The organism is Halolamina rubra, assembly GCF_000739555.1.
Lineage (GTDB): Archaea > Halobacteriota > Halobacteria > Halobacteriales > Haloferacaceae > Halolamina > Halolamina rubra.
Genome location: NZ_BBJN01000008.1, coordinates 35635 through 54072 on the forward strand (window position 1 = coordinate 35635; position 18438 = coordinate 54072).

The window sequence follows — 18438 nt, forward strand, 5'->3', positions numbered from 1 at the left end:
CTAACTTTCGTGAAGGATCGACGTAGCGGCTCGCACACCCCCGAAACGTTGATAACTGTGTGTCGTGTTACCACGGGTGTAGATGCCCGACACGAAAACCGGTCGCGAACGGAAAGGGCGGAACAAACGCCGGCAGTTGGAGTCCCGGCTCGCCTCCCGGGACGCGGAGACGGAGTTCGACGCCGAGGAGCTCCCCGAGCCCGACGCGGCCGACGCCGAGTACCTGGTGGATCCGGACGGGGGTGAGCTCTCCGAGAACTGATCGCCCACCTGCCGCCGACCAGTTCCTCTCCTCACCGCCTGCCGCACTGCCGTTTTCCGACTCGTACTCACGTCGTCGCCGAGTCGCGCCGACCAGTCGTCGACGCCGACCAATCGTCGACGCCGGGTCGCCGTCGACGCCTGTTGCTGTCTCACCGAGCAGCCGCTCGCTCTCGCTGCCGACGGAGTACATAAAGACGCCAAAACGCGTTCGCTTGTGGCATGGTAAACTGGCGCACGATTCCGCCCGGTCGGACCGCTTGCATCCGGTTTCCAGCGGTGAGTCGCTCTCGACCGACGCCGGCTCACCCCACACGCTACGACAGATTTATATAGAACCACGGACAATCCATCGTTGACCATGAGCCAACGACAGCGAGGCGGAGGCCAGCCCATGATTATCATGGGTGAGGACTCCCAGCGAGTGAAGGACAAGGACGCGCAGGAGTACAACATTTCTGCGGCCCGTGCGGTCGCCGAGGCGGTACGCTCCACCCTCGGCCCGAAGGGGATGGACAAGATGCTCGTCGACTCGATGGGCGACGTGACCATCACCAACGACGGCGTCACCATCCTCGAGGAGATGGACATCGACAACCCGACGGCCGAGATGATCGTCGAGGTCGCCGAGACCCAGGAGGAGGAGGCCGGCGACGGGACGACGACGGCCGTCGCGATCGCGGGCGAGCTCCTGAAGAACGCCGAGGAGCTGCTCGAGCAGGACATCCACCCCACCGCGGTGATCAAGGGGTTCCACCTCGCGTCCGAGCAGGCTCGTGAGGAGGTCGAGGACATCTCGCGCGACGTCGACCCGACCGACACCGAGCTGCTCGCGAAGGTCGCCGAGACGTCGATGACCGGCAAGGGCGCCGAGCTCGACAAGGAGCACCTCGCCCAGCTGATCGTCGAGGCCGTCGAGGCCGTCACCGTCGAGGCCGAGGACGGCAGCCACGTCGTCGACCTCGCGAACCTGAAAGTCGAGACCCAGAAGGGGCGTGCAGTCTCCGAGAGCGACCTGCTCAACGGCGCGGTCGTCTCGAAGGACCCCGTCCACGACAACATGCCGAGCGAGGTCGCGGACGCCGACACGCTGCTGCTCGACGCCGCGATCGAGGTCGACGAGGCCGACGTCGACACCAACGTCTCCATCGACTCGCCGGACCAGCTCCAGTCCTTCCTCGACCAGGAGGAGCAGGAGCTCCGCGAGAAGGTCGACGCCATCGCCGCGACCGGCGCGGATGTGGTGTTCTGCCAGAAGGGCATCGACGACCTCGCCCAGCACTACCTCGCGAAGGAGGGGATCCTCGCGGCCCGCCGCGTGAAGTCCTCGGACATCAGCTTCCTGAAGAACGTGCTCGGCGGCAACGTCGCCTCCAACTTCGACGACCTCAGCGCCGCCGACCTCGGCCACGGCTCCGTGCGCCGTGACGCCGAGGACGAGATGTTCTACGTCGAGGGCGACGACTCCCACGGCGTCACGCTGCTGCTCCGCGGCTCGACCGACCACGTCGTCGACGAGCTCGAGCGCGGCGTCTCCGACGCCCTGGACGTCGTCGGCACCACCGTCTCGGACGGTCGCGTCGTCGCCGGCGGCGGCGCGATCGAGGTCGAGCTCGCCAGCCGCCTGCGCGAGTTCGCCGACAGCGTCACCGGCCGCGAGCAGCTCGCGGTCGAGGCGTTCGCCGACTCGCTGGAGCTCGTCCCGCGCGTGCTCGCCGAGAACGCCGGGCTCGACTCCATCGACACGCTGGTCGACCTGCGCGCGGCCCACGAGGCCGGCGACCAGACCGCGGGCCTGAACGTCTACAGCGGCGAGGTCGAGGACACCTACGAGGCCGGCGTCGTCGAGCCGGCCCACTCGAAGGAGCAGGCCGTCTCCAGCGCCACCGAGGCCGCGAACCTCGTGCTCAAAATCGACGACATCATCGCGGCCGGCGACCTCTCGACCTCGGGCGACGAGGACGAGGGCGGTCCCGGCGGCGGCATGGGCGGTATGGGCGGCATGGGCGGCGCGATGTGAGCTTAGGCGACTAGCCAACTCCCACCCTGCCCGACCGACCGCCGCATCGTTCGTCGATCACTCGTTCTCCCGTTTTCTCGCCCAGTAGCCGTCCGCTCGCGGATGCTGCTCAAGCGAGTTCTCACCGCGAACGAGCGAAGCGAGAGAGCGGGCCAAGAGCCGACCACAGGGAGGCTCGCAGGCTTTTGGTCGAGCTTTTGCCAGGGCCCTCCGGGGCCCGCAGCAAAAGGTCGGTTCGCAGAAAGCACTTACCCCGAACGACCGAAACACCGCGACGATGCCCTCCAGACGCGCGTATCTCGCGACACTCGCAGCCGCGGGGCTCGCCGGCTGCGTCGACGACACCCCGGGCACCGACAGCGAGTCCCCGACGGCCACCACGGCGCCCGGGACCCCCTCGGCGTCGGGCGTGACCGTCGAGGCCGCCGCCGTCCAGTACTCGTACCGCCACATCGAGAACGTGGACTGGAACGGGATCCAGCCAGCCGACGGCCAGTTCGTGTTCGTCACGATCGACGCGGGGCCGGCCGACACGCCCCCCTTGCCCGACGCGTTCTCGCTGGTCGCCGACGGCGAGCAGTACCAGCCCGTGGAACTGGCCCACGACATGCCCGTCGACCTCGACGTGCCCGGGGAGCGGTACTCGGACACCGACCACCGCGGCTGGCTCGTCTTCGAGACGCCGGCCGAACTCGACGCAGCACCGACGCTCCGCCTCGACGGCGAGGCCGGGTCGTGGGAGTGGGACCTCCCCACCGAGAGGGCGACCGCAGCCCCGCCTGAGTGGGAGTTCAGCGTCGACGTCCCGGCGACGGTCGCCCCCGAGAGCACGTTCGACATCACGATCACCGCCGAGAACGTCGGCGACGGCCCGGGCACGTTCCGCGGCGCCGTCAACTTCTCGTACCCCATGTACATGCCGCGGGGGTTCGCGATACCGCTCGAAGGCGGCGCGTCCGGCGCCGATTTCGTCGAAGCGGAGGTCGGCGACGCCGATTCCGGGAAAGAGATCGACTACGGCGTCCGGACGCCCGTCGAGACGCGGACCGTGACCGTCACCGTCGAGGGCCAGACGGCGACGGCCACCGACGCCGACTGACGCATCCGGCTCCACGGACCCGCGTACTTTTGCCGACGCCCGCCGCAGTCACGGGCGATGGAGGAGGCCACCCACGACGAACTCGCGGGCGTCGTCGACCTGTTCGACGCGCTGACCCGCCCGGAGCTGGAGCAGGCGCTGGTCGAAGTCGCCTACCGCCGCGGCGCCGACGTGCGCGACGACGCGGTCGCCGCCGCCGTCGCCGAAGCCGTCCGGGAGTACTACCTGGTCGAACTCCCCGCCGACGCCGTGGCGGGCGAGGTGGACGCAGAGGCCGCGCTGGTCGTCGGCCCCGTCGCGTTCCCGATGCTCCCCGCGGAGGGGGAGGACCTGCCCCACATCCTCGACGTGCCCGAGCGCTCGATCGACCGTGCGGCCGCGGCCGAGCACGTCGCCGAGCGCCTGCGGGAGGAGACTGAGACGGTCGTCGACGACGGCGACGCCGAGCGCGCCGCGACGCTGATCGACGTGACGTACGACGCCGAGGCGTGGGGCTCGGTCGAACTGGAAGCGACCCGGGATCGCCTGCTCGCCCTCACGGACTGAGACCGACGAAGCGTTTTTGACCGACTGGCGCCGACAATCGCGTATGGAACTCTCGGGGGTCGGCGGCTACGAGCCCGCGACGGTCGCCGACGCGGAGCGCTGGGCCAGCGTGCTCGCCCCGGTCGTCGACGGGGGCGACGAGCCCGCGCTGCTGTTCATCAAGCGCTCCGACGATCTCGGCTCCCACGCCGGCCAGATGGCGTTCCCGGGCGGCGGCCACGAGCCGTTCGACCCGGACCTCGTCGACACCGCCCGACGGGAGGCGTGGGAGGAGATCGGGCTCCGCGAGACCGAGCCCTCGATCGTCGGCCGGCTCGACGACACGACGACGACATCGGGCTACGCGATCCGCCCGTACGTCGCGCAGGTGCCCGACCGCACGTACGAGCCCGACGGCGTCGAGGCGGTCGAGGTCGCCAAGCTCCCCGTCTCGGCGCTGACCGACCCCGCGAACTACGAGTCCGAGCGCCGCAAGCGCCCGGAGGTCGGCGACGTGCGCCTCCACTACTTCCACGTCGGCGACTACACCGTCTGGGGCGCCACCGGCCGGATACTGGTCCAGCTGCTCGAACTCACGACCGACTGGCGCGCGCCGGAGACCGTCGACCGTGTGGTGGAGCCTGAAGCCGAGTTCCCGGTGTAGGGCGTGACACAAGCCGGGGGTTGTTGCTACGCGGTGTTCAAGCCCGCAGAGCGCCACTACTGGGTATGCCGACTCGACGATCCGTCCTCCGCGGTAGCTCCCTGCTGACGCTCTCCGCTCTCGCCGGCTGTGTCGCCGCACCCGTGGCCGACGGCGCGGGCTCGGATCTCCCGTCCGATAATTCCCCGGACGGCACCGACGACGACACCCGGCCGCGTGGGACGGGCGGGCCGGGCGTCACCCTCGCGAGCGTCGACGACGACCCGGAGGTCGCGCTCTCGATCGACGTGACGGTGACCGAGGCGGTCGCGACCGACGACCACCCGCCCGGGCTCCGCGTCACTGTCACCAACACCGGCGACGCGCCGGCCGCGCTCGGCGAGGCCCGCGCGGCGGTGTTCGCCTACCAGTCCTCCGTGGACGAGTTCCTCGTCCTGCTCCCGGCCGGGGGCGACTACCCGGCCGACCCGGGCTGCTGGCGGCTGACCGAAGGCGTGGGGACGACCGAGGAGTACCGGACCGTCACGCTCGAGCCGGGGGAGCGCCACGCCGCCGACCTCGGACTGTACGCCGCAGGCGTCGAGGCGGACGCCTGCCTCCCCGTCGGCGAGCACCGGTTCGAGACGACGATGACGCGCTTCGACGACCCCGAGCGCCTCGACGGCGGCGAGTCGATCGACTGGGGGTTCTCGGTGCTGCTCGAGTGAGTCCCGACGACGACACGCTTATCCCGATGTGCGGGGTACGGGGGAGTGCATGGCCGCACAGGCGATGGATCGCGTTCCGCGATTCTAGATCCGCGCAGTTCTCGTACAGCCACCGCAGTACCCAGGAGCTCTCGCTATGAACACGCCCGACACCACCACGCCCGACAGCGCCAGCCAGCGAACCACGAGCGACGACAGTGTCGGGCCGTTCCCACGTGTCGGCATCGACGCCGTCGCGCTCAAGCCCGCGGAGGTCGACCTCGCCCGCGCGGCGGACCTCCCGGCGTCGACGCTCGTCGTCGACTACGAGGGTCGCGAGACGTTCCCGGACACCGACACGCTCCGGGCGCTCGCCGAGACCGCGACGGTCCGGGTCACGACGCCCGTACGCGCCGACGGGCTCGACCCGCTGGGCGACGACTCGCTGTCGGCGTCGATCCCCGAGGGCGTCGGGCGGGTGCTCGTCGCCGGCCACGGCGCCTACCTCTCCGAGGAGGAGAGCCAGCGCGCCATCGCGCCGCGACTGGGCGAGGGGCGCGAGCAGCACCCAGACGCCTGGGTCGGCACCGAGGGCGTCGAGCGGATCGCGCTCGCGACCGGCGCGACCCAGTTCGAACTGCTCTCGCGCTCGACCGAGCGCGACGCCCGCGCGCTGCGGGCGGCCGGCTTCGACGGCGAGCTCGCGGTGTACGCCCCCACCGTGCTGACCGACGCCGAGGACGAGATCCTCGACGCCGTCGGCGCGTACGTCTCCCGACGCGGCCCCGTTCGCCGCGCGCTCCCGGACGACTGCGAGACCGACTCGTCGGCGACCGGCCGCGCCCGCGAGGTGCTGCTCGCCGCCAGCAAGGACTTCGCGATCGTCGGCGACGAGGCGACGGTCCGGGGCCGGGTCGAGGGGCTCCACGGCGCCGGCGTCGATGAGGTCGTCGGCTACCCCGCCCGCGGGCTGGACGAGCTGCTGGACTGAGCCCGCTTCCTTGCCGCCTTTTAGACGATACCCAGCTCCGCGAACAGCAGCGTGAGCACGGCCGCGTTGTAGAGCCCGTGGACCAGCACCGGCACCAGCAGCGCGCCCGTCCGCTCGTACAGCCAGCCGAGCACGACGCCGATCGTCAGCCAGACCGGGATCGAGACGACCCCCGCCTCGGGGGCCGAGACGAGGTTCGGCAGGTGGACGAGCGCGAACAGCAGCGCGCTCCAGCCGACGGCACCCCAGGCGGAGAACGACCGACGGAGGTACCCCTGGACGACGCCGCGGAACAGGTACTCCTCGGCTGGCCCGACCACGAGCAGCATCGCCGGCAGCAGCACCGCCAGCACCGCGACCGAGAGCTCCTCGGGCGCCGAGACGGCGGTCACGGGATCGACGCCGAGCAGTTCGCCCACCGCGAACGCCGTGCGGTTGAACGCGACCAGCCCCACGGTCGCGCCGACGACAAGCGCGGCGTCCCGGAGCTTCGACCGGTGGCGACCGATCCAGTCGACGACGATCTCCGCGCCGTCGTCGGTCTGCCGGAACGCGTAGCCGACGACGACGAACCCCGCCTCCGCGGTCACGAGCAGCACGCCGACCAGCGCGGGGACCGCGGCGTCGGGGTTCGTGCCCGCGCCGACCAGCGCGCCGAGCAGGGTGCCGACCAGCCCGGTGACGGTGCTGACGACGAGCCCGCCGACGGCGAGGGTCAGCGCGATCACGAGCGCGATCGGACGGCCGGGTGCCTCGGACACGGCCGAGTACTCGTTCGGCGCCGACATGAATCTCGCGACCGTCTCGCCCCCGGCGTTTAAGCCCGCGCGGACGGAACGGACGACCGAATGGAGGTCCGCGACGCCGTCGAGCGCGACGCGCCGGCGATGGCTGCCCTGACCGACGCCCCGGAGCCGGTGCTCCGGAACGTCGTCCACGAGCGGAGCGTCCGGGTGCTGGTCGGCGACAGCGAGAGCGCGGACGGCGGCGAGGCGACCGGCGCCGACGGCAAGCCTGCGGCGACCGATGACGAGCCCGATCTGCGCGGGTTTGTGAGCTTCGACGCCCGCGAGGACGCCGTGTTCGTCACCCAATTCGGCGGCGACAGCGACGCCTGCGAGCGCCTGCTCGCGGAGCCGATCGCGTTCGCTCGCGGGGCGGGGCTGCCGGTCGAGGTAGTGCTCCGCGAGGGCGACGACGCGATGCGGCTGGCCGTCGAGGCTGTGGGGTTCGACGCCGCGGGGTCCGGGCCGCGGTTCCGCGGCGACCCCACCCGACGCTACCGCTACGACCCGACGTAGCGGGGTAGGGGGGAGAACGGCCGGAACGACGGCGTTCAAGTACGTCGGCGTCGGGAGTGAGACCAGTGAGTCACTCGACCGACGAGGAGCGCCTGTTCCGTGGCTACTCGGGGCGGCTGCTGCTCGTCATCTCGTTAGGGTGGGCGCTGCTGCAGGCCGGCCGACTGAGCATCTCCCCGCTGCTGACCGCGATCGCGGGCGACCTGCAGATCTCCAGCGGCGCCGCCGGCTTCGCGATCACGGTCGTCTGGGGGACGTACGCGATCCTCCAGTACCCCAGCGGCCGGCTCTCGGACCGGCTCTCCCGGACGACGCTGCTCGTCGCCGGCCTATCGCTGGCGGCGGTCGGCTTCCTCACCCTCTCGGCGGCGCCGACGTATCTCGCCTTCCTGTTCGGCGCGGTCGTCATCGGCGTCGGCGTCGGGCTCTATCCCACGCCGGCCCGGGGGATGGTGTCGGACCTCTTCGTGACCAAGCGCGGCCGCGCGTTCGGCCTCCACACGGGTTCGGGCGACGTTGGCGGGATCCTGGCCGCCGGGATCGGGACGGTCGTGCTCGCGGTGGCGACGTGGCGGGCGGCGTTCGCCCCGATCGCGATCGCGCTGCTGCTGATCGCGCTCCTGCTCCACGTCTGGAGTAACGAGGGGTACGAGCTCGCGAAGGTCGACCTCGCGGTCGGCGACACGTTCCGACGGATCCTCGGCGTCCCGCGGCTGCGCTGGCTGCTGTTCGCCTACGCGCTGTACGCGTTCACCTGGCAGTCGGCGACGGGCTTCCTCCCGACGTATCTCCGGGCGAAGGAGCTCTCGCCGGTCGTCGCGAACGCCTCCTTCGCACTGCTGTTCGTCGTCGGCGCCGTCGCGAAGCCGGTCGCCGGGGGGCTCGGCGACCGCGTCCCGCGGGGGCTGCTCGCCCCGGGCGTGTTGGTCGTCGCAGCGGTCGCACTGGTCGGCCTCGTGCTGGCGTCGACGCCCGCGGCGACGCTGCTCGCGGTCGGCGTGTTCGCCGCGGGGCTGCTGGCGTACCCGCCGGTGATGCAGGCGTACCTGATGGACTCGTTCCCGGGCGACAGCATGGGCGGCGACCTGGGCGCGATGCGCAGCGTCTACATCGGAATCGGCTCGCTGGGCGCGACCTACGTCGGCGTCGTCGCGCAGTACGTCGACTACGACACCGCGTTCACGGGGCTGGTGGGCTGCCTGCTTCTCAGTAGCGCGGTGATCGTGCTGCGCGGGCGGGAGTAACGGGGAGAAGTCGCGGTCGTAAGGTCGTTACAGCGTCTGCGTCAGCGGTCGTCGACCGGCGTCCACTCCGCCTCCTTCGCGCCGGTGTACTTCGCCCGCGGTCGGAAGATGCGGTTGTCCTCGAGCTGCTCGATCACGTGGGCGACCCAGCCGCCGACGCGGCTCATCGCGAAGATGGGCGTGAACATGTCGACGGGGATGCCGAGCTGGTAGTACACGGTCCCGGAGTAGAAGTCGACGTTGGGCGCGAGCCCCTTCTCCGCGAAGCCGGCCTCCTCGACGAGGTACTGCTCGATGTCGTTGGCGTGGTCGTACCACTTGCGCTCGCCGGAGGCGTCGCCGAGCTCCCGGGACTTCTCCTCGAGGATCACCGCCCGCGGGTCCTTCACGTTGTAGACGCGGTGGCCGAAGCCGGGGATCTTCCGGCCGGCGTCGATGGCGTCTTTGACCCACTGAACCGGGTCCTTCGAGGAGTCCTCGACCTCCAGCAGCGTCTCCATCACGTCCTGGTTCGCGCCGCCGTGGAGCGGACCCGAGAGCGCGCCGACGCCGCCGGTGACCGCGGCGTACGTGTCCGCGAGCGTGGAGGCGATCACCATGGACGCGAACGTCGAGGCGTTGAGCCCGTGGTCGGCGTGGAGGATCAGCGCCATGTCCAGCGTCTCCTCGGCGACGGCGTCGGGCTCCTCGCCGGTGAGCATGTAGAGGAAGTTCCCGGCGTGGCTCAGCTCCTCCTTCGGCGCCAGGGGCTCCTCGCCGTCGCGCAGGCGCTGGTAGGCGGCGAGGATCGTCGGGATCTTCGCGGTGATGCGCCGGCCCTGTCGGAGGGTCGCGGCCTGGTCGTCGGGGTCGGCGTCGGGCTCGGGGTCGCTGGCCGACAGCATCGACGTCGCGGTCCGGAGCGCGGCCATCGGCTCCTCGTCGGCGGCGGCGAGATCCGCGAGCGTCGCCAGCACCTCGTCGTCGACGGCGCGCTCTTCGGCCATCGTCGTCGTGAACGAGTCGAGCTCGGACTCTGTCGGGAGCGAGCCGTGCCAGAGCAGGTAGAGCACCTCCTCGTAGGTCGCCTCTGCCGCCAGCGTCTCGATGTCGTGGCCGCGATAGATCAGCCGCCCCTCGTCCCCGTTGATGTAGCTGAGCTGTGACTCGGCGACGACGACACCTTCCAGGCCTTTCTGAACCTCTCCTGACATAGGCTAAGGGTTGGACGGGTCGACGAAAAAGCGTTGCCGTTCCGGGCGATGAGGTTGGGGATCTCCCGTCGGACGCCCCCGTCGGCCGATAACTCTCGCCTCACGACCGGCTGCGTCGTGACGTTTCGGCGTCCGGCGTGGCGTCCGACCCACCCAGCAGCGGGGGCTGCAGTCCGGGACGGAAGCCACTACGGAGCTCCTCGTCGACCGCCTCGCTGTCTGTCGTCGACACCGCAGTCGACCGCCGCGAGAGCCGGGTCGCTACGCCTCCTCGTGGACGAGTCGCACCAGCGAGACCAGCGTCAGCAGCGTCGTCACTAGCAGCGCCGCGGCGCTGGCGAGCACGACGGAGAGCAGCAGAAACCAGCCCGTCTCCCCGAGGATCGGGAACTCGCGCGTACCCGCGAACGGGCCCGCAGCGCGGCCGAGGCGGAACACGTACGCCAGCACGGCCAGCGCCACGCCCGTCGCGGCGCCGACGGCGGCGTTGCGCCGCACCGACAGCGCCTCCAAAAGCGGCGCGACCGACGGCTCGGACGGTTCCTCGCTCATTAGCGGCGGTTGGTCGCGCCGGGGTTTATCGGCGTCGCTCCGGCTCGCCGACGCTGTCACTCGGTCAGGCGCGCACCGAGTTCACGACCGGCCCGCGCAGCGATCCGGGCCACCCGGAGCGGTTTGGGTCGGCCGCCTTCGGGCGTGAACCCGCGGACGAGCTGGGCCGCCTCGCAGTTCGGCGCCAGTGGCGGGGCGGCACCGGAATCCGCGGGATCCGTGTCGGCAGCGTCGGCGACGGGTGCGTCGACGCCGAGGGCGCGCAAGAACAGCCGTTCGTCGTTGACCGAGAGCGACCGCCGCGGTGGCAGCGACTCGTAGGTGTCGAGGCGCCACGCCCGGTCGGCGCCGTCGAACTGCGCCCGGATCGCGGGGGCGAGCCCGGGGCTGGCTTCGAAGGAGACGGCGAGCGTAGGGAGCCCCGTCTCCTCGTGGATTCGGGGCAGGTCGAGAACGTTGAACCACGCGGGGGCGACCCCCGCGAGCAGGAGGGCGGAGACGTCTGGTCTGTCGATACGTTCGACGAGTGCGACGACCGCGTCGGTCGCGTCGTCGCCGCCGACGGTACAGCGCTCGTAGGCGAGCCCGTCGACGACCCGGTCGGCGCGCACGACGGCGCCGGCACAGGTGGCGACGGACTCGGCGTCGGAGAACGCCACCCCGAGCGCGCGCTGGCCCGCCTTAATCGTCCTTGATCTCCTCCAAGCGATCCAGGAGCTCGTCGTTGGAGGCTCCGTTGTCGAACTCGACGGAGCCCTCGTGGGCCCCGCCGTCGGCGTCGACCGCGTCGTCGCCGTCGTTCATGTCGAGCTGCTGATTCTCCTGCTCGGATTCATCGTAGCTCCCGAAGCCCATTACACGTCAATCTTGTGGCTCCCACGGGTTAAACGCTTGGGCGGTAGGTGTTGGTACCATACCGCACGGGTGTCGCGGATCGCCGGTTTCCGCATCCCTCGCCGGCGTCTGTCGATTGCCGCCGCCTACTGGCGGGATCTCGGGCGGCCGATCGCCCCCGTTCGCAGACACAGCCATAGGGCGATGGTAACCCCGCGGCGCTCCTGTAGGTGCCGGCTGATCGGTACTGGTGGCGACCGTCGACGCTGCCGGTTGCTCGGTATCGGCGTCCGCTGCCGCCGATGCCGGTTGATCGGTTCCGGCATCCGCCGTCGCCGACGCCGGCTGTCCGTTGCCGGCGTCCGCTGCCGCCGCCGTTTTACCCATCTCCCGCGAACGCACACCCATGAGCCCCGTCAACGTCACCGCCGACGCCGAGCGGTTCACCTGCAACGCCTACCTCGTCGACGGCGAGGTCACGACGCTTGTCGACGCCGGCGCGATGCCGGGCGTCGTCGACGAGATCCGAGAGCACGTCGACGAGGTCGACCGCGTCGTCCTCACCCACCAGCACGGCGACCACGTCGAGCAGCTCGACGCGGTGCTCGACGCGTTCGACGCCGAGCTGTTCGCCTACGACGACCACCCGCGGCGGACCCGCGCGATCGACGACGGCGACGCGGTCCAGATCGGCGACGAGACCACCGAAGTCGTGTACACGCCGGGCCACGCCTCGGACCACGTCGCGTTCGTCGGCGAGACGGCGCTGTTCAGCGGCGACGTGGTGGTGTACAACGACGGGGCGTTCGACGACGGCAGCTTCGGCCGGACCGACCACGCCACCGGCGACCGCGAGCGCCTGATCGAGAGCCTGCGGGCGATCCTCGACCGCCTACCGGAGTCGGTGACGGGGCTGTACGCCGGCCACGGCGACCCGTTCGAGGCGTCAGCGACGGAGTCAGTCCGGGACGTGATCGAGCGCGCGCTCGAACGGGCCGAGCGCCGGGAGCCGAAGTACCCCGAGGAGTAGGCCGGCGGCGCCGCTTTCGGAGTGGAGTGTGCGAAAAGGGCGAGCCGAGATCAGGCCGAGCGCGGTTCCTTCGCCTTCGGGCGGAGCTTCCCGTAGCCGCACTTCCGGCAGTGCTTGGCGCGCTGGGGGTTCCGAGCGTTACAGCGCATGCAGATCTGTTTGTTCAGGATGCGCTCCTCCGCTTCTTCGAACTTAGCCATACCTCCCGGTTCTCTCGGCGGGCGTTTAACCCTTACTTTCGGGCCGAACGACGGCGCCGCCGCTCACTGGCGGGGAAAACGGAGAGAAATCGCGGGTGGGTCAGGCGGCCTGCTGGCCCTGCTGGGCCCGGTTGATCGCCTCCTCGAGGTCGTCGCGCTGGGTGACGCCGACGAAGCGCTCGACGACGCCGTCGTCGTTCTCGATCACCAGCGTCGGGAGCGAGCGGACGGAGTACTCGTTGGCCGTCTCCTGGTCGGAGTCGACGTCGATCTTCTCGAACTCGACGTCGGCGAACTCCTCCTCGAGCTCCTCGAGGATCGGATCCTGGGTCTTACACGGGCCACACCAGTCGGCGTAGAAATCCTTCAGTCGGACAGTCATAGCGTGCCCCGGAGTTGGCCGTGACAGCGCATAAGGGTTTCCCACCCGGTACTGGGGCATCGTTCGCGACCCCCTCGTTTCCGGTTTCGGCCGTTGCTCACGGCTCCGCCGTCGGCGTTTGCCGTTCGGTCGTTTCACTCCCTCACGTTTCCCGATCTCGCTGCTGCTCGCGGGTCGCGTTCGCTCCCCGCTCGCCTTCGAGGTGGTTTCCCGTCGCTCCCTGCGGTCGCGACGTTTTCCCACCTCGCTTCCGGAAGGTTTAGGCGCTTCACGTCACGAGGTGGGTGTATGAGCGGAAGCGACAGCGGCGGACTGATGTCCAGCGCGGGGCTGGTCCGCTACTTCGACGCCGAGGACCGCAACGCCATCCGAATGGACCCGCGCACCGTCGTCGCCGCGGGAATGCTGTTCGGCGTCGTCGTCCTCGTCCTGCGCGCGCTGTAGCCCGGGTCGAACGCACCCTTTTTGCGCGCCGCCCACCCACCTCCACCCATGCAAGCAGGCGTCATCGCGGTCCAGGGCGACGTGAGCGAACACGCCGCCGCCATCCAGCGCGCCGCCGAGGCCCACGGCGAGACGGCCGAGGTGGTCGAGATCCGGCAGGCCGGCACCGTCCCGGACTGTGACGTGCTCCTCATGCCCGGCGGCGAGTCGACGGCTATCTCCCGGCTACTCGCCCGCGAGGGGATCGACGAGGAGATCCGCGACCACGTCGCCGCGGGCAAGCCCGTGCTCGCGACGTGTGCGGGCCTCATCGTCGCCTCGACCGACGCGAAGGACGAGCGCGTCGACACGCTCGACCTGATCGACGTGACCGTCGACCGCAACGCGTTCGGCCGACAGAAAGACTCCTTCGAGGCGCCGCTGGACGTCGAGGGGCTCGACTCGCCGTTCCCGGCGGTGTTCATCCGCGCCCCCCTCATCGACGAGGTCGGCGACGGCTCGGGCGCGCCGATCAACGACGGCGACGCGGTCGAGGTGCTCGCGCGCTGGGACGGCGACCCCGTCGCGGTCCGACAGGGCCCCGTCGTCGGCACCTCGTTCCACCCCGAACTCACGTCTGACTCGCGGATCCACGATCTCGCGTTCTTCGAGACCGTCGAGGTGAGCGGCCAGTGAGCGATCCCAAGTCCGAGGGCGCCGACCCCGAGGCGGAACTCGATGCCGACACCATCGACGCCCTGTTCGAGACGATCGAGCAGCGCAAGCGCGACCTGCCGGAGGACAGCTACACCGCCTCGCTGTTCACCCACGAGAAGGGGGAGAACGCGGTGCTCGAGAAGCTGGGCGAGGAGTCGACGGAGCTGATCCTCGCCGCGAAGGACGACGACCGCGAGGAGCTGGCCGCCGAGAGCGCGGACTTCCTCTACCACCTGCTGGTGCTGCTCTCGATGAAGGAGATGGGCCCCGACGACCTGCGCGAAGAGCTCGAAGCGCGGTTCTAGTCCAGGTGGACCAGCGGCGTCGTCTCCCGCACGAAGAGGAGCCAGTCGAACTCGCCGCGGGAACAGTCGCTGTACCGAACCGGGTTGTCGCCCTCGGGGTGGCCGCCCCAGATGTTGTGTCGCCGTGGCTCGCTCCGTAGCCACTCCCGGATCGCCGGATCGTCCTGTCCGGCGTCGACGCGCAGCCAGAACACCGGATCGTCCACCTGTCCGAGCACGGCCGGAATCGACCCCGCCGGCGGGTCGGGGATGGGGTAGTCGACGACCTCGCCGGCCGAGAAATCTTTCGCGGCGACCGCCCCGGTCGCGGTCTCGAGCCCGATCGAACAGTACCCGTCGCCGTAGGACTCGGCGAGCCACTCGCCCATCGACGGCACGTCCACGTCCCACTCCTCGAGGACGTGTCTACCGCGGCCGAGGTGGCCGTTGGCGCCCCAGACGATGATCGGGCCGTCCGTGCGCGCCTGGATCCACTCGGCGTTCTCGGCCATCGCCTCGTCTCTGAGTGCCATCCGACCCTCGCGGTCGCGCTCGTGGGCGTCGAGCTGCACGTCGACGAGGTGGAGCCGGTGGCTGGCGGCCTCGTACGCCCGGCGCGAGGTCGCGTCGACCCACGCCGCCTCGTGGTCCCGGAACAGCGGCGCGAGCCTCGAGTGCGCCCGGCGTGCGCTCTCGAGCATCGCCTGGCGCTCGTCCTCGCCGTCGTAGCCAGCCGTCATGGTGTCGAGATCCGCGAACAGGGACTCGTCGACGTCGGCGTCGACCCGTTCGAGGAACGACCGGAGCCCGTTGCTCGCGTACTCGACGACGGTCGTGTCGAACCCGTAGATCCGGACGCGGTCCTCGGGCGGCCGCGAGGCGTTGTACGACTGGAGCCACTCGAGGATTGCCAGCATCGGCTCGGTTCTGAACGGCCGATAGCCGAGTTCCTCGACGGCCGGGCGGATCTCGCCTTCGCCGGCGGCGACGAGTTCGCCGACCCGACACATCGGGTCGAACCCCGCCTCGAAGCCGATCGCGCGGACGCCGAACGACTGGACGAGCAGCCGGACCAGCCGGAACCGCAGGTCGAAGAACTCCTGGGTGCCGTGTGAGGCTTCGCCCAGGCCGATAACCGACGCCTCGTCGAGCCGGGTGGCCAGCCCGGGAGGGAGATCCTCAGGACGCAACTCCGACTCCGGGAAGGCGTGGGCCTGTGCCGAGACCGCCGACACGAGATCGTCGTTGGGGTTCGACATGGAACGCAGTCGCCGGATGGGGAGCCCATAAGCCTGCTGAAAACTCCGACGCGGGCTGCCCGAGTCCGTCGACTGGGCCCGGGGCGCGCTCGGCCGACTACTTCAGCTCCAGCCCGAGATCGTGCAGCCCGTCGTTGTTCGCGGCCACGTTGATGAGCAGCGGCGTGAGCGACTCCACCTCGGCGGCGTTGCCCAGCCCGCCGGCGTCGAGCACGCGCAGGTCCGCGATCCCCTCGGCGATGTCGGTCACGATCCCCTTCGCGTCATCGTCGTCGCCGACGACGAACGTGTCGACGCCGAGGTCGGCGTCGAGGTTCGCGAGCCGCCCCGCGGCGAGGTTGTGGAACGCGCCGACGAGTTCGACGCCGTCGGGCACCGCGCTCGCGGCGTGTTCGGTGACGCTGCCCGCGGGCGGCGGCGCGTAGTGGAACCCGTCGTCGTCGCGGTCCATCCCCGTCGCGGGCGTGACGACGATGTCGCCCGCGTCGAGGTCGGCGGCGACGGCCTCGATCGTGTCGGTGACGTAGTACGGCGGCACGGCGACGATCACCACGTCCGCGAGCGTCGCCACGTCCGCGTTGGCCCCGCCGTCGATCGTCGTCTCGACGCCGCGGGAGTCGAGTTCGGTCTCGTACTCCCCGGCCTTGTTCTCGGCCTTCTCGGCGTCCCGCGAGCCGATCAGCACCGCGTGGTTCGTGTGGTACGCCAGCCGGAGGGCGAGCCCCTCGCCGATGTCGCCCGTGCCGCCGAGTATCGCGATATCCATACCGTGACTCCGGTCGGTCGCGACGTAAGGATTGCGCGAGCGGCAGGCGGCCGGGGCGTCGCCGCGAGGGTCAGTCCAGCAGGTCGGGCAGGTCGTTCACCGAGTCGATCACCGCCGCCGAGCCCGCGGCCTCGTACTTCCGGCGGCCGGACTCGCCAGTCAGCCCGCCAGTCAGGACGCCGACGCCGTGGTACTTGCGTGACGGATCGTCCTCGGCGGCGTTCACGGCCGTCCGCACGTCGTCCAGCGTGTCACCGACGAAGACGACCGACTCGGCGTCGAAGCGCTCCGCGAGCGTCGTCAGCGCGCGGGGGTGGGGTTTCCCCTCCGCCCAGTCGTCCATCGTGAACCGGTGCGCCTCGGGCACGGAGAGGCCGGCGCGCTCCAGCGCGATCTCCGCCTCGGCTTCGGGGCGGCCGGTGAGCACGCCCACCGAGAACCGGGACTGCAGCGCCTCGACCGTCCGGGGTTCGAGGATCACCGGCTCGTCGTGGATGTAGCCGGGCGCCTCGAACGGCGGCTCGCCGCCCTCGATCTCGCGGAACAGGTCGGCGCCGAGGTAGAGCGCCTGGAACGTCTCCCGGATCCCCTCGGGGTCCCACTCGGCCTCGACGGCGTCGGCGTCGAACCCGTCCCGGGCCGCGGCCTCGCGCAGGACCGCGCGGGCGGCCGCGACGCCGCCGTCCTCGCGGGCGGCGATGGTGTCGGTGAACTCGACCGCGTCGCCCGTGTAGCCCGCCGCGCGGGCGAGCACGAACAGCGTCGCGCCGTCGGTGAGCTCCCAGTCGTTGTTGAAGCCGCCGGCCTCCTTGAAGCGCTGGACGGTCCCGCGCTCGATCGTCGTGCCGTGGCGCCGTTCGATCGTCTCGATGATCGCCCGCCGGTAGGAGTCCGACTCGTCGACGAGCACGCCGTCGACGTCGAGGACGACCGCGTCCGCGTGCATACCCCCGCTCCGACCCGGGGGCGAAAGGCGTTTGCGACTCGCGGCGGCGTCAGCGACGGGCCTGGCGCTGGTCCCCGCGGGCCGTCGCGGTGTACAGCGTCACCCGCGGCGCGTCGCCGCCGCCCAGCTGCTCGCGTTCGACGGGGATCGACGGCTCGTCGTAGCCCAGCGTGGTGAACGCGAACGTCGCGCCGACGCGCTCGGCGAGGTCCGCGATCGGGCGGTGGAGTTCGGGCGGGCAGTTGAGCGCGTAGACGACGTCGACGCGGTGGAACGCGTCGGGCTCGTCGACGCCCGTCACGTCCTCGACGCGGAACCGGACGCCCTCGGGGACCGACACGGGATGCACGTCGGTGGCGCGCACGTCGGCGCCGGCGTCGACGAGACCGGCCGCGACGCCGGTCCGGTCGCCGATGCCGACCTCCAGCAGCCGGTCGGCGCCCCGAAGCCATCGGACGATTGAACGGTCAGTTTGGCTGTTCATGCCGAGGGTTTATGCTGATCGTCGGCGTGTGGTGGCATATGCACGTCGACATCGTTCCAGTCGGGTCGGTCCCGAGCCGCGCCAAGCGCGAGGCGTCAGAGGCGTTGCGGGCCGTCTACGACTGCGACGTCGGCGTTCGGAACGAGCAGCCGATCCCCGACGACGCGCTCGACCGCGGGCGGAACCAGTACCGTGCCGAGCGGTTCATCGAGGTCGCCAGCGACACCGGGAAGGGCGACAAGAACATCGCCATCACCACCGAGGACCTCTACTACCGCCAGCGGAACTACGTGTTCGGGCTCGCCTACCTCAACGGCCGCGGCTCCGTGATCTCGACGCACCGACTCAACACCTCCTCCGACGGCGGCATCTCCACCAAACCCACCTCGGAGGTGTTCGCCGACCGCATCCGGAAGGAGGTGGTCCACGAGATGGGCCACAACTTCGGGCTGGAACACTGCGACAACAGCAAATGCGTGATGTCGTTCTCCCCGACCGTGCGCGAGGTCGACGTGAAGGAGGAGAACCTCTGTGGCTCCTGTTCGCGGATGCTGCGGTAGTCGCTGCTCGTTCACTC

26 protein-coding genes are annotated in these 18438 nt (G+C 70.6%); 14 read left to right on the forward strand and 12 right to left on the reverse strand.

Features of this window, described 5'->3' with window-relative positions; translation table 11 throughout:
* Window positions 1–82 precede the first annotated feature (82 nt).
* The 7 genes from ACP95_RS01680 to ACP95_RS01710 all read left to right on the forward strand — a co-directional run bounded on the left by ACP95_RS01680 (window position 83) and on the right by ACP95_RS01710 (window position 6246).
* Complete coding sequence (locus ACP95_RS01680; RefSeq protein ID WP_049979540.1) at window positions 83–262, forward strand: hypothetical protein; 180 nt, start codon at window positions 83–85, stop codon at window positions 260–262.
* A 360-nt stretch (window positions 263–622) separates the two neighbouring features.
* Entirely contained in the window at window positions 623–2281 is a 1659-nt protein-coding gene (gene thsB / locus ACP95_RS01685) for a thermosome subunit beta (protein ID WP_049979541.1), read from the forward strand.
* A 277-nt stretch (window positions 2282–2558) separates the two neighbouring features.
* Window positions 2559–3380, forward strand: a complete 822-nt coding sequence (locus ACP95_RS01690) for a hypothetical protein (RefSeq protein ID WP_049979542.1) — start codon at window positions 2559–2561, stop codon at window positions 3378–3380.
* 57 nt (window positions 3381–3437) lie between these two features.
* Window positions 3438–3926, forward strand: coding sequence for a DUF7109 family protein (locus tag ACP95_RS01695; protein ID WP_049979543.1), 489 nt, complete (start codon window positions 3438–3440; stop codon window positions 3924–3926).
* Window positions 3927–3969: 43 nt separating this feature from the next.
* Window positions 3970–4569, forward strand: a complete 600-nt coding sequence (locus ACP95_RS01700; RefSeq protein ID WP_049979544.1) for an NUDIX hydrolase — start codon at window positions 3970–3972, stop codon at window positions 4567–4569.
* 65 nt (window positions 4570–4634) lie between these two features.
* Window positions 4635–5276: a hypothetical protein gene (locus ACP95_RS01705; protein ID WP_049979545.1), complete on the forward strand. Its 642-nt coding sequence runs from the start codon at window positions 4635–4637 to the stop codon at window positions 5274–5276.
* A 136-nt stretch (window positions 5277–5412) separates the two neighbouring features.
* On the forward strand, window positions 5413–6246 hold the full coding sequence (locus ACP95_RS01710; RefSeq protein ID WP_049979546.1) for a DUF7388 family protein: 834 nt from the start codon (window positions 5413–5415) through the stop codon (window positions 6244–6246).
* A 20-nt stretch (window positions 6247–6266) separates the two neighbouring features.
* Here the strand turns inward: ACP95_RS01710 and ACP95_RS01715 are convergent, their stop codons facing one another.
* Complete coding sequence (locus tag ACP95_RS01715; RefSeq protein WP_154018415.1) at window positions 6267–7007, reverse strand: CPBP family intramembrane glutamic endopeptidase; 741 nt, start codon at window positions 7005–7007, stop codon at window positions 6267–6269.
* A gap of 87 nt (window positions 7008–7094) precedes the next feature.
* On the opposite strand from ACP95_RS01715, the gene ACP95_RS01720 reads away from it, so the two are divergent.
* Window positions 7095–7547, forward strand: a complete 453-nt coding sequence (locus tag ACP95_RS01720; RefSeq protein ID WP_049979548.1) for a hypothetical protein — start codon at window positions 7095–7097, stop codon at window positions 7545–7547.
* 65 nt (window positions 7548–7612) lie between these two features.
* Window positions 7613–8791: an MFS transporter gene (locus tag ACP95_RS01725; protein ID WP_082224531.1), complete on the forward strand. Its 1179-nt coding sequence runs from the start codon at window positions 7613–7615 to the stop codon at window positions 8789–8791.
* A 41-nt stretch (window positions 8792–8832) separates the two neighbouring features.
* Here ACP95_RS01725 and citZ read toward each other — a convergent pair whose 3' ends face one another.
* The 5 genes from citZ to ACP95_RS01745 all read right to left on the reverse strand — a co-directional run bounded on the left by citZ (window position 8833) and on the right by ACP95_RS01745 (window position 11391).
* Window positions 8833–9984 carry a citrate synthase gene (citZ, locus tag ACP95_RS01730; RefSeq protein ID WP_049979550.1) on the reverse strand — a complete coding sequence of 384 codons (1152 nt, stop codon included), beginning with the start codon at window positions 9982–9984 and terminating at the stop codon, window positions 8833–8835.
* Between the two features lie 100 nt (window positions 9985–10084).
* Entirely contained in the window at window positions 10085–10216 is a 132-nt protein-coding gene (locus ACP95_RS16420; RefSeq protein WP_272913159.1) for a hypothetical protein, read from the reverse strand.
* 29 nt (window positions 10217–10245) lie between these two features.
* Complete coding sequence (locus tag ACP95_RS01735) at window positions 10246–10536, reverse strand: DUF7536 family protein (RefSeq protein WP_049979551.1); 291 nt, start codon at window positions 10534–10536, stop codon at window positions 10246–10248.
* A 56-nt stretch (window positions 10537–10592) separates the two neighbouring features.
* Window positions 10593–11222: an endonuclease dU gene (locus ACP95_RS01740; protein ID WP_049979552.1), complete on the reverse strand. Its 630-nt coding sequence runs from the start codon at window positions 11220–11222 to the stop codon at window positions 10593–10595.
* Entirely contained in the window at window positions 11218–11391 is a 174-nt protein-coding gene (locus ACP95_RS01745) for a DUF5786 family protein (protein ID WP_049979553.1), read from the reverse strand. Before ACP95_RS01745 ends, ACP95_RS01740 begins: the two co-directional genes overlap by 5 nt.
* Window positions 11392–11776: 385 nt before the next feature.
* On the opposite strand from ACP95_RS01745, the gene ACP95_RS01750 reads away from it, so the two are divergent.
* Window positions 11777–12400: an MBL fold metallo-hydrolase gene (locus ACP95_RS01750; protein WP_049979554.1), complete on the forward strand. Its 624-nt coding sequence runs from the start codon at window positions 11777–11779 to the stop codon at window positions 12398–12400.
* 50 nt (window positions 12401–12450) lie between these two features.
* On the opposite strand, the gene ACP95_RS01755 is transcribed toward ACP95_RS01750, so the two are convergent.
* Window positions 12451–12600, reverse strand: coding sequence for a 50S ribosomal protein L40e (locus ACP95_RS01755; protein WP_049979555.1), 150 nt, complete (start codon window positions 12598–12600; stop codon window positions 12451–12453).
* Window positions 12601–12700: 100 nt separating this feature from the next.
* Window positions 12701–12982, reverse strand: coding sequence for a thioredoxin domain-containing protein (locus ACP95_RS01760; protein ID WP_049979556.1), 282 nt, complete (start codon window positions 12980–12982; stop codon window positions 12701–12703).
* 288 nt (window positions 12983–13270) lie between these two features.
* Between ACP95_RS01760 and ACP95_RS01765 the strand changes: the two genes are divergently transcribed.
* From ACP95_RS01765 to hisE, 3 genes are read left to right on the forward strand one after another with little or no spacing between them, the layout of a single operon-like run.
* Window positions 13271–13426 carry a preprotein translocase subunit Sec61beta gene (locus ACP95_RS01765; protein WP_049979557.1) on the forward strand — a complete coding sequence of 52 codons (156 nt, stop codon included), beginning with the start codon at window positions 13271–13273 and terminating at the stop codon, window positions 13424–13426.
* A 48-nt stretch (window positions 13427–13474) separates the two neighbouring features.
* Window positions 13475–14101: a pyridoxal 5'-phosphate synthase glutaminase subunit PdxT gene (gene pdxT, locus ACP95_RS01770; RefSeq protein WP_049979558.1), complete on the forward strand. Its 627-nt coding sequence runs from the start codon at window positions 13475–13477 to the stop codon at window positions 14099–14101.
* Entirely contained in the window at window positions 14098–14427 is a 330-nt protein-coding gene (gene hisE / locus ACP95_RS01775; RefSeq protein WP_049979559.1) for a phosphoribosyl-ATP diphosphatase, read from the forward strand. Before pdxT ends, hisE begins: the two co-directional genes overlap by 4 nt.
* On the opposite strand, the gene ACP95_RS01780 is transcribed toward hisE, so the two are convergent.
* The 4 genes from ACP95_RS01780 to ACP95_RS01795 form a co-directional block, all read right to left on the reverse strand.
* The gene (locus tag ACP95_RS01780) at window positions 14424–15665 is read right to left on the reverse strand and encodes an erythromycin esterase family protein (protein WP_049979560.1); all 1242 of its coding nucleotides are present in this window, start codon (window positions 15663–15665) and stop codon (window positions 14424–14426) included. The two genes, hisE and ACP95_RS01780, sit on opposite strands and share 4 nt — an antisense overlap.
* 97 nt (window positions 15666–15762) lie before the next feature.
* A complete protein-coding gene (gene npdG, locus ACP95_RS01785; protein ID WP_049979561.1) occupies window positions 15763–16431 on the reverse strand; it encodes an NADPH-dependent F420 reductase in 669 nt (222 codons plus the stop codon).
* Window positions 16432–16501: 70 nt separating this feature from the next.
* On the reverse strand, window positions 16502–17377 hold the full coding sequence (locus ACP95_RS01790; RefSeq protein WP_049979562.1) for a TIGR01548 family HAD-type hydrolase: 876 nt from the start codon (window positions 17375–17377) through the stop codon (window positions 16502–16504).
* A 49-nt stretch (window positions 17378–17426) separates the two neighbouring features.
* Entirely contained in the window at window positions 17427–17861 is a 435-nt protein-coding gene (locus tag ACP95_RS01795; RefSeq protein ID WP_049979563.1) for a UPF0146 family protein, read from the reverse strand.
* A 38-nt stretch (window positions 17862–17899) separates the two neighbouring features.
* Between ACP95_RS01795 and ACP95_RS01800 the strand changes: the two genes are divergently transcribed.
* Complete coding sequence (locus tag ACP95_RS01800; protein ID WP_049979564.1) at window positions 17900–18421, forward strand: archaemetzincin family Zn-dependent metalloprotease; 522 nt, start codon at window positions 17900–17902, stop codon at window positions 18419–18421.
* Window positions 18422–18438 lie beyond the last annotated feature (17 nt).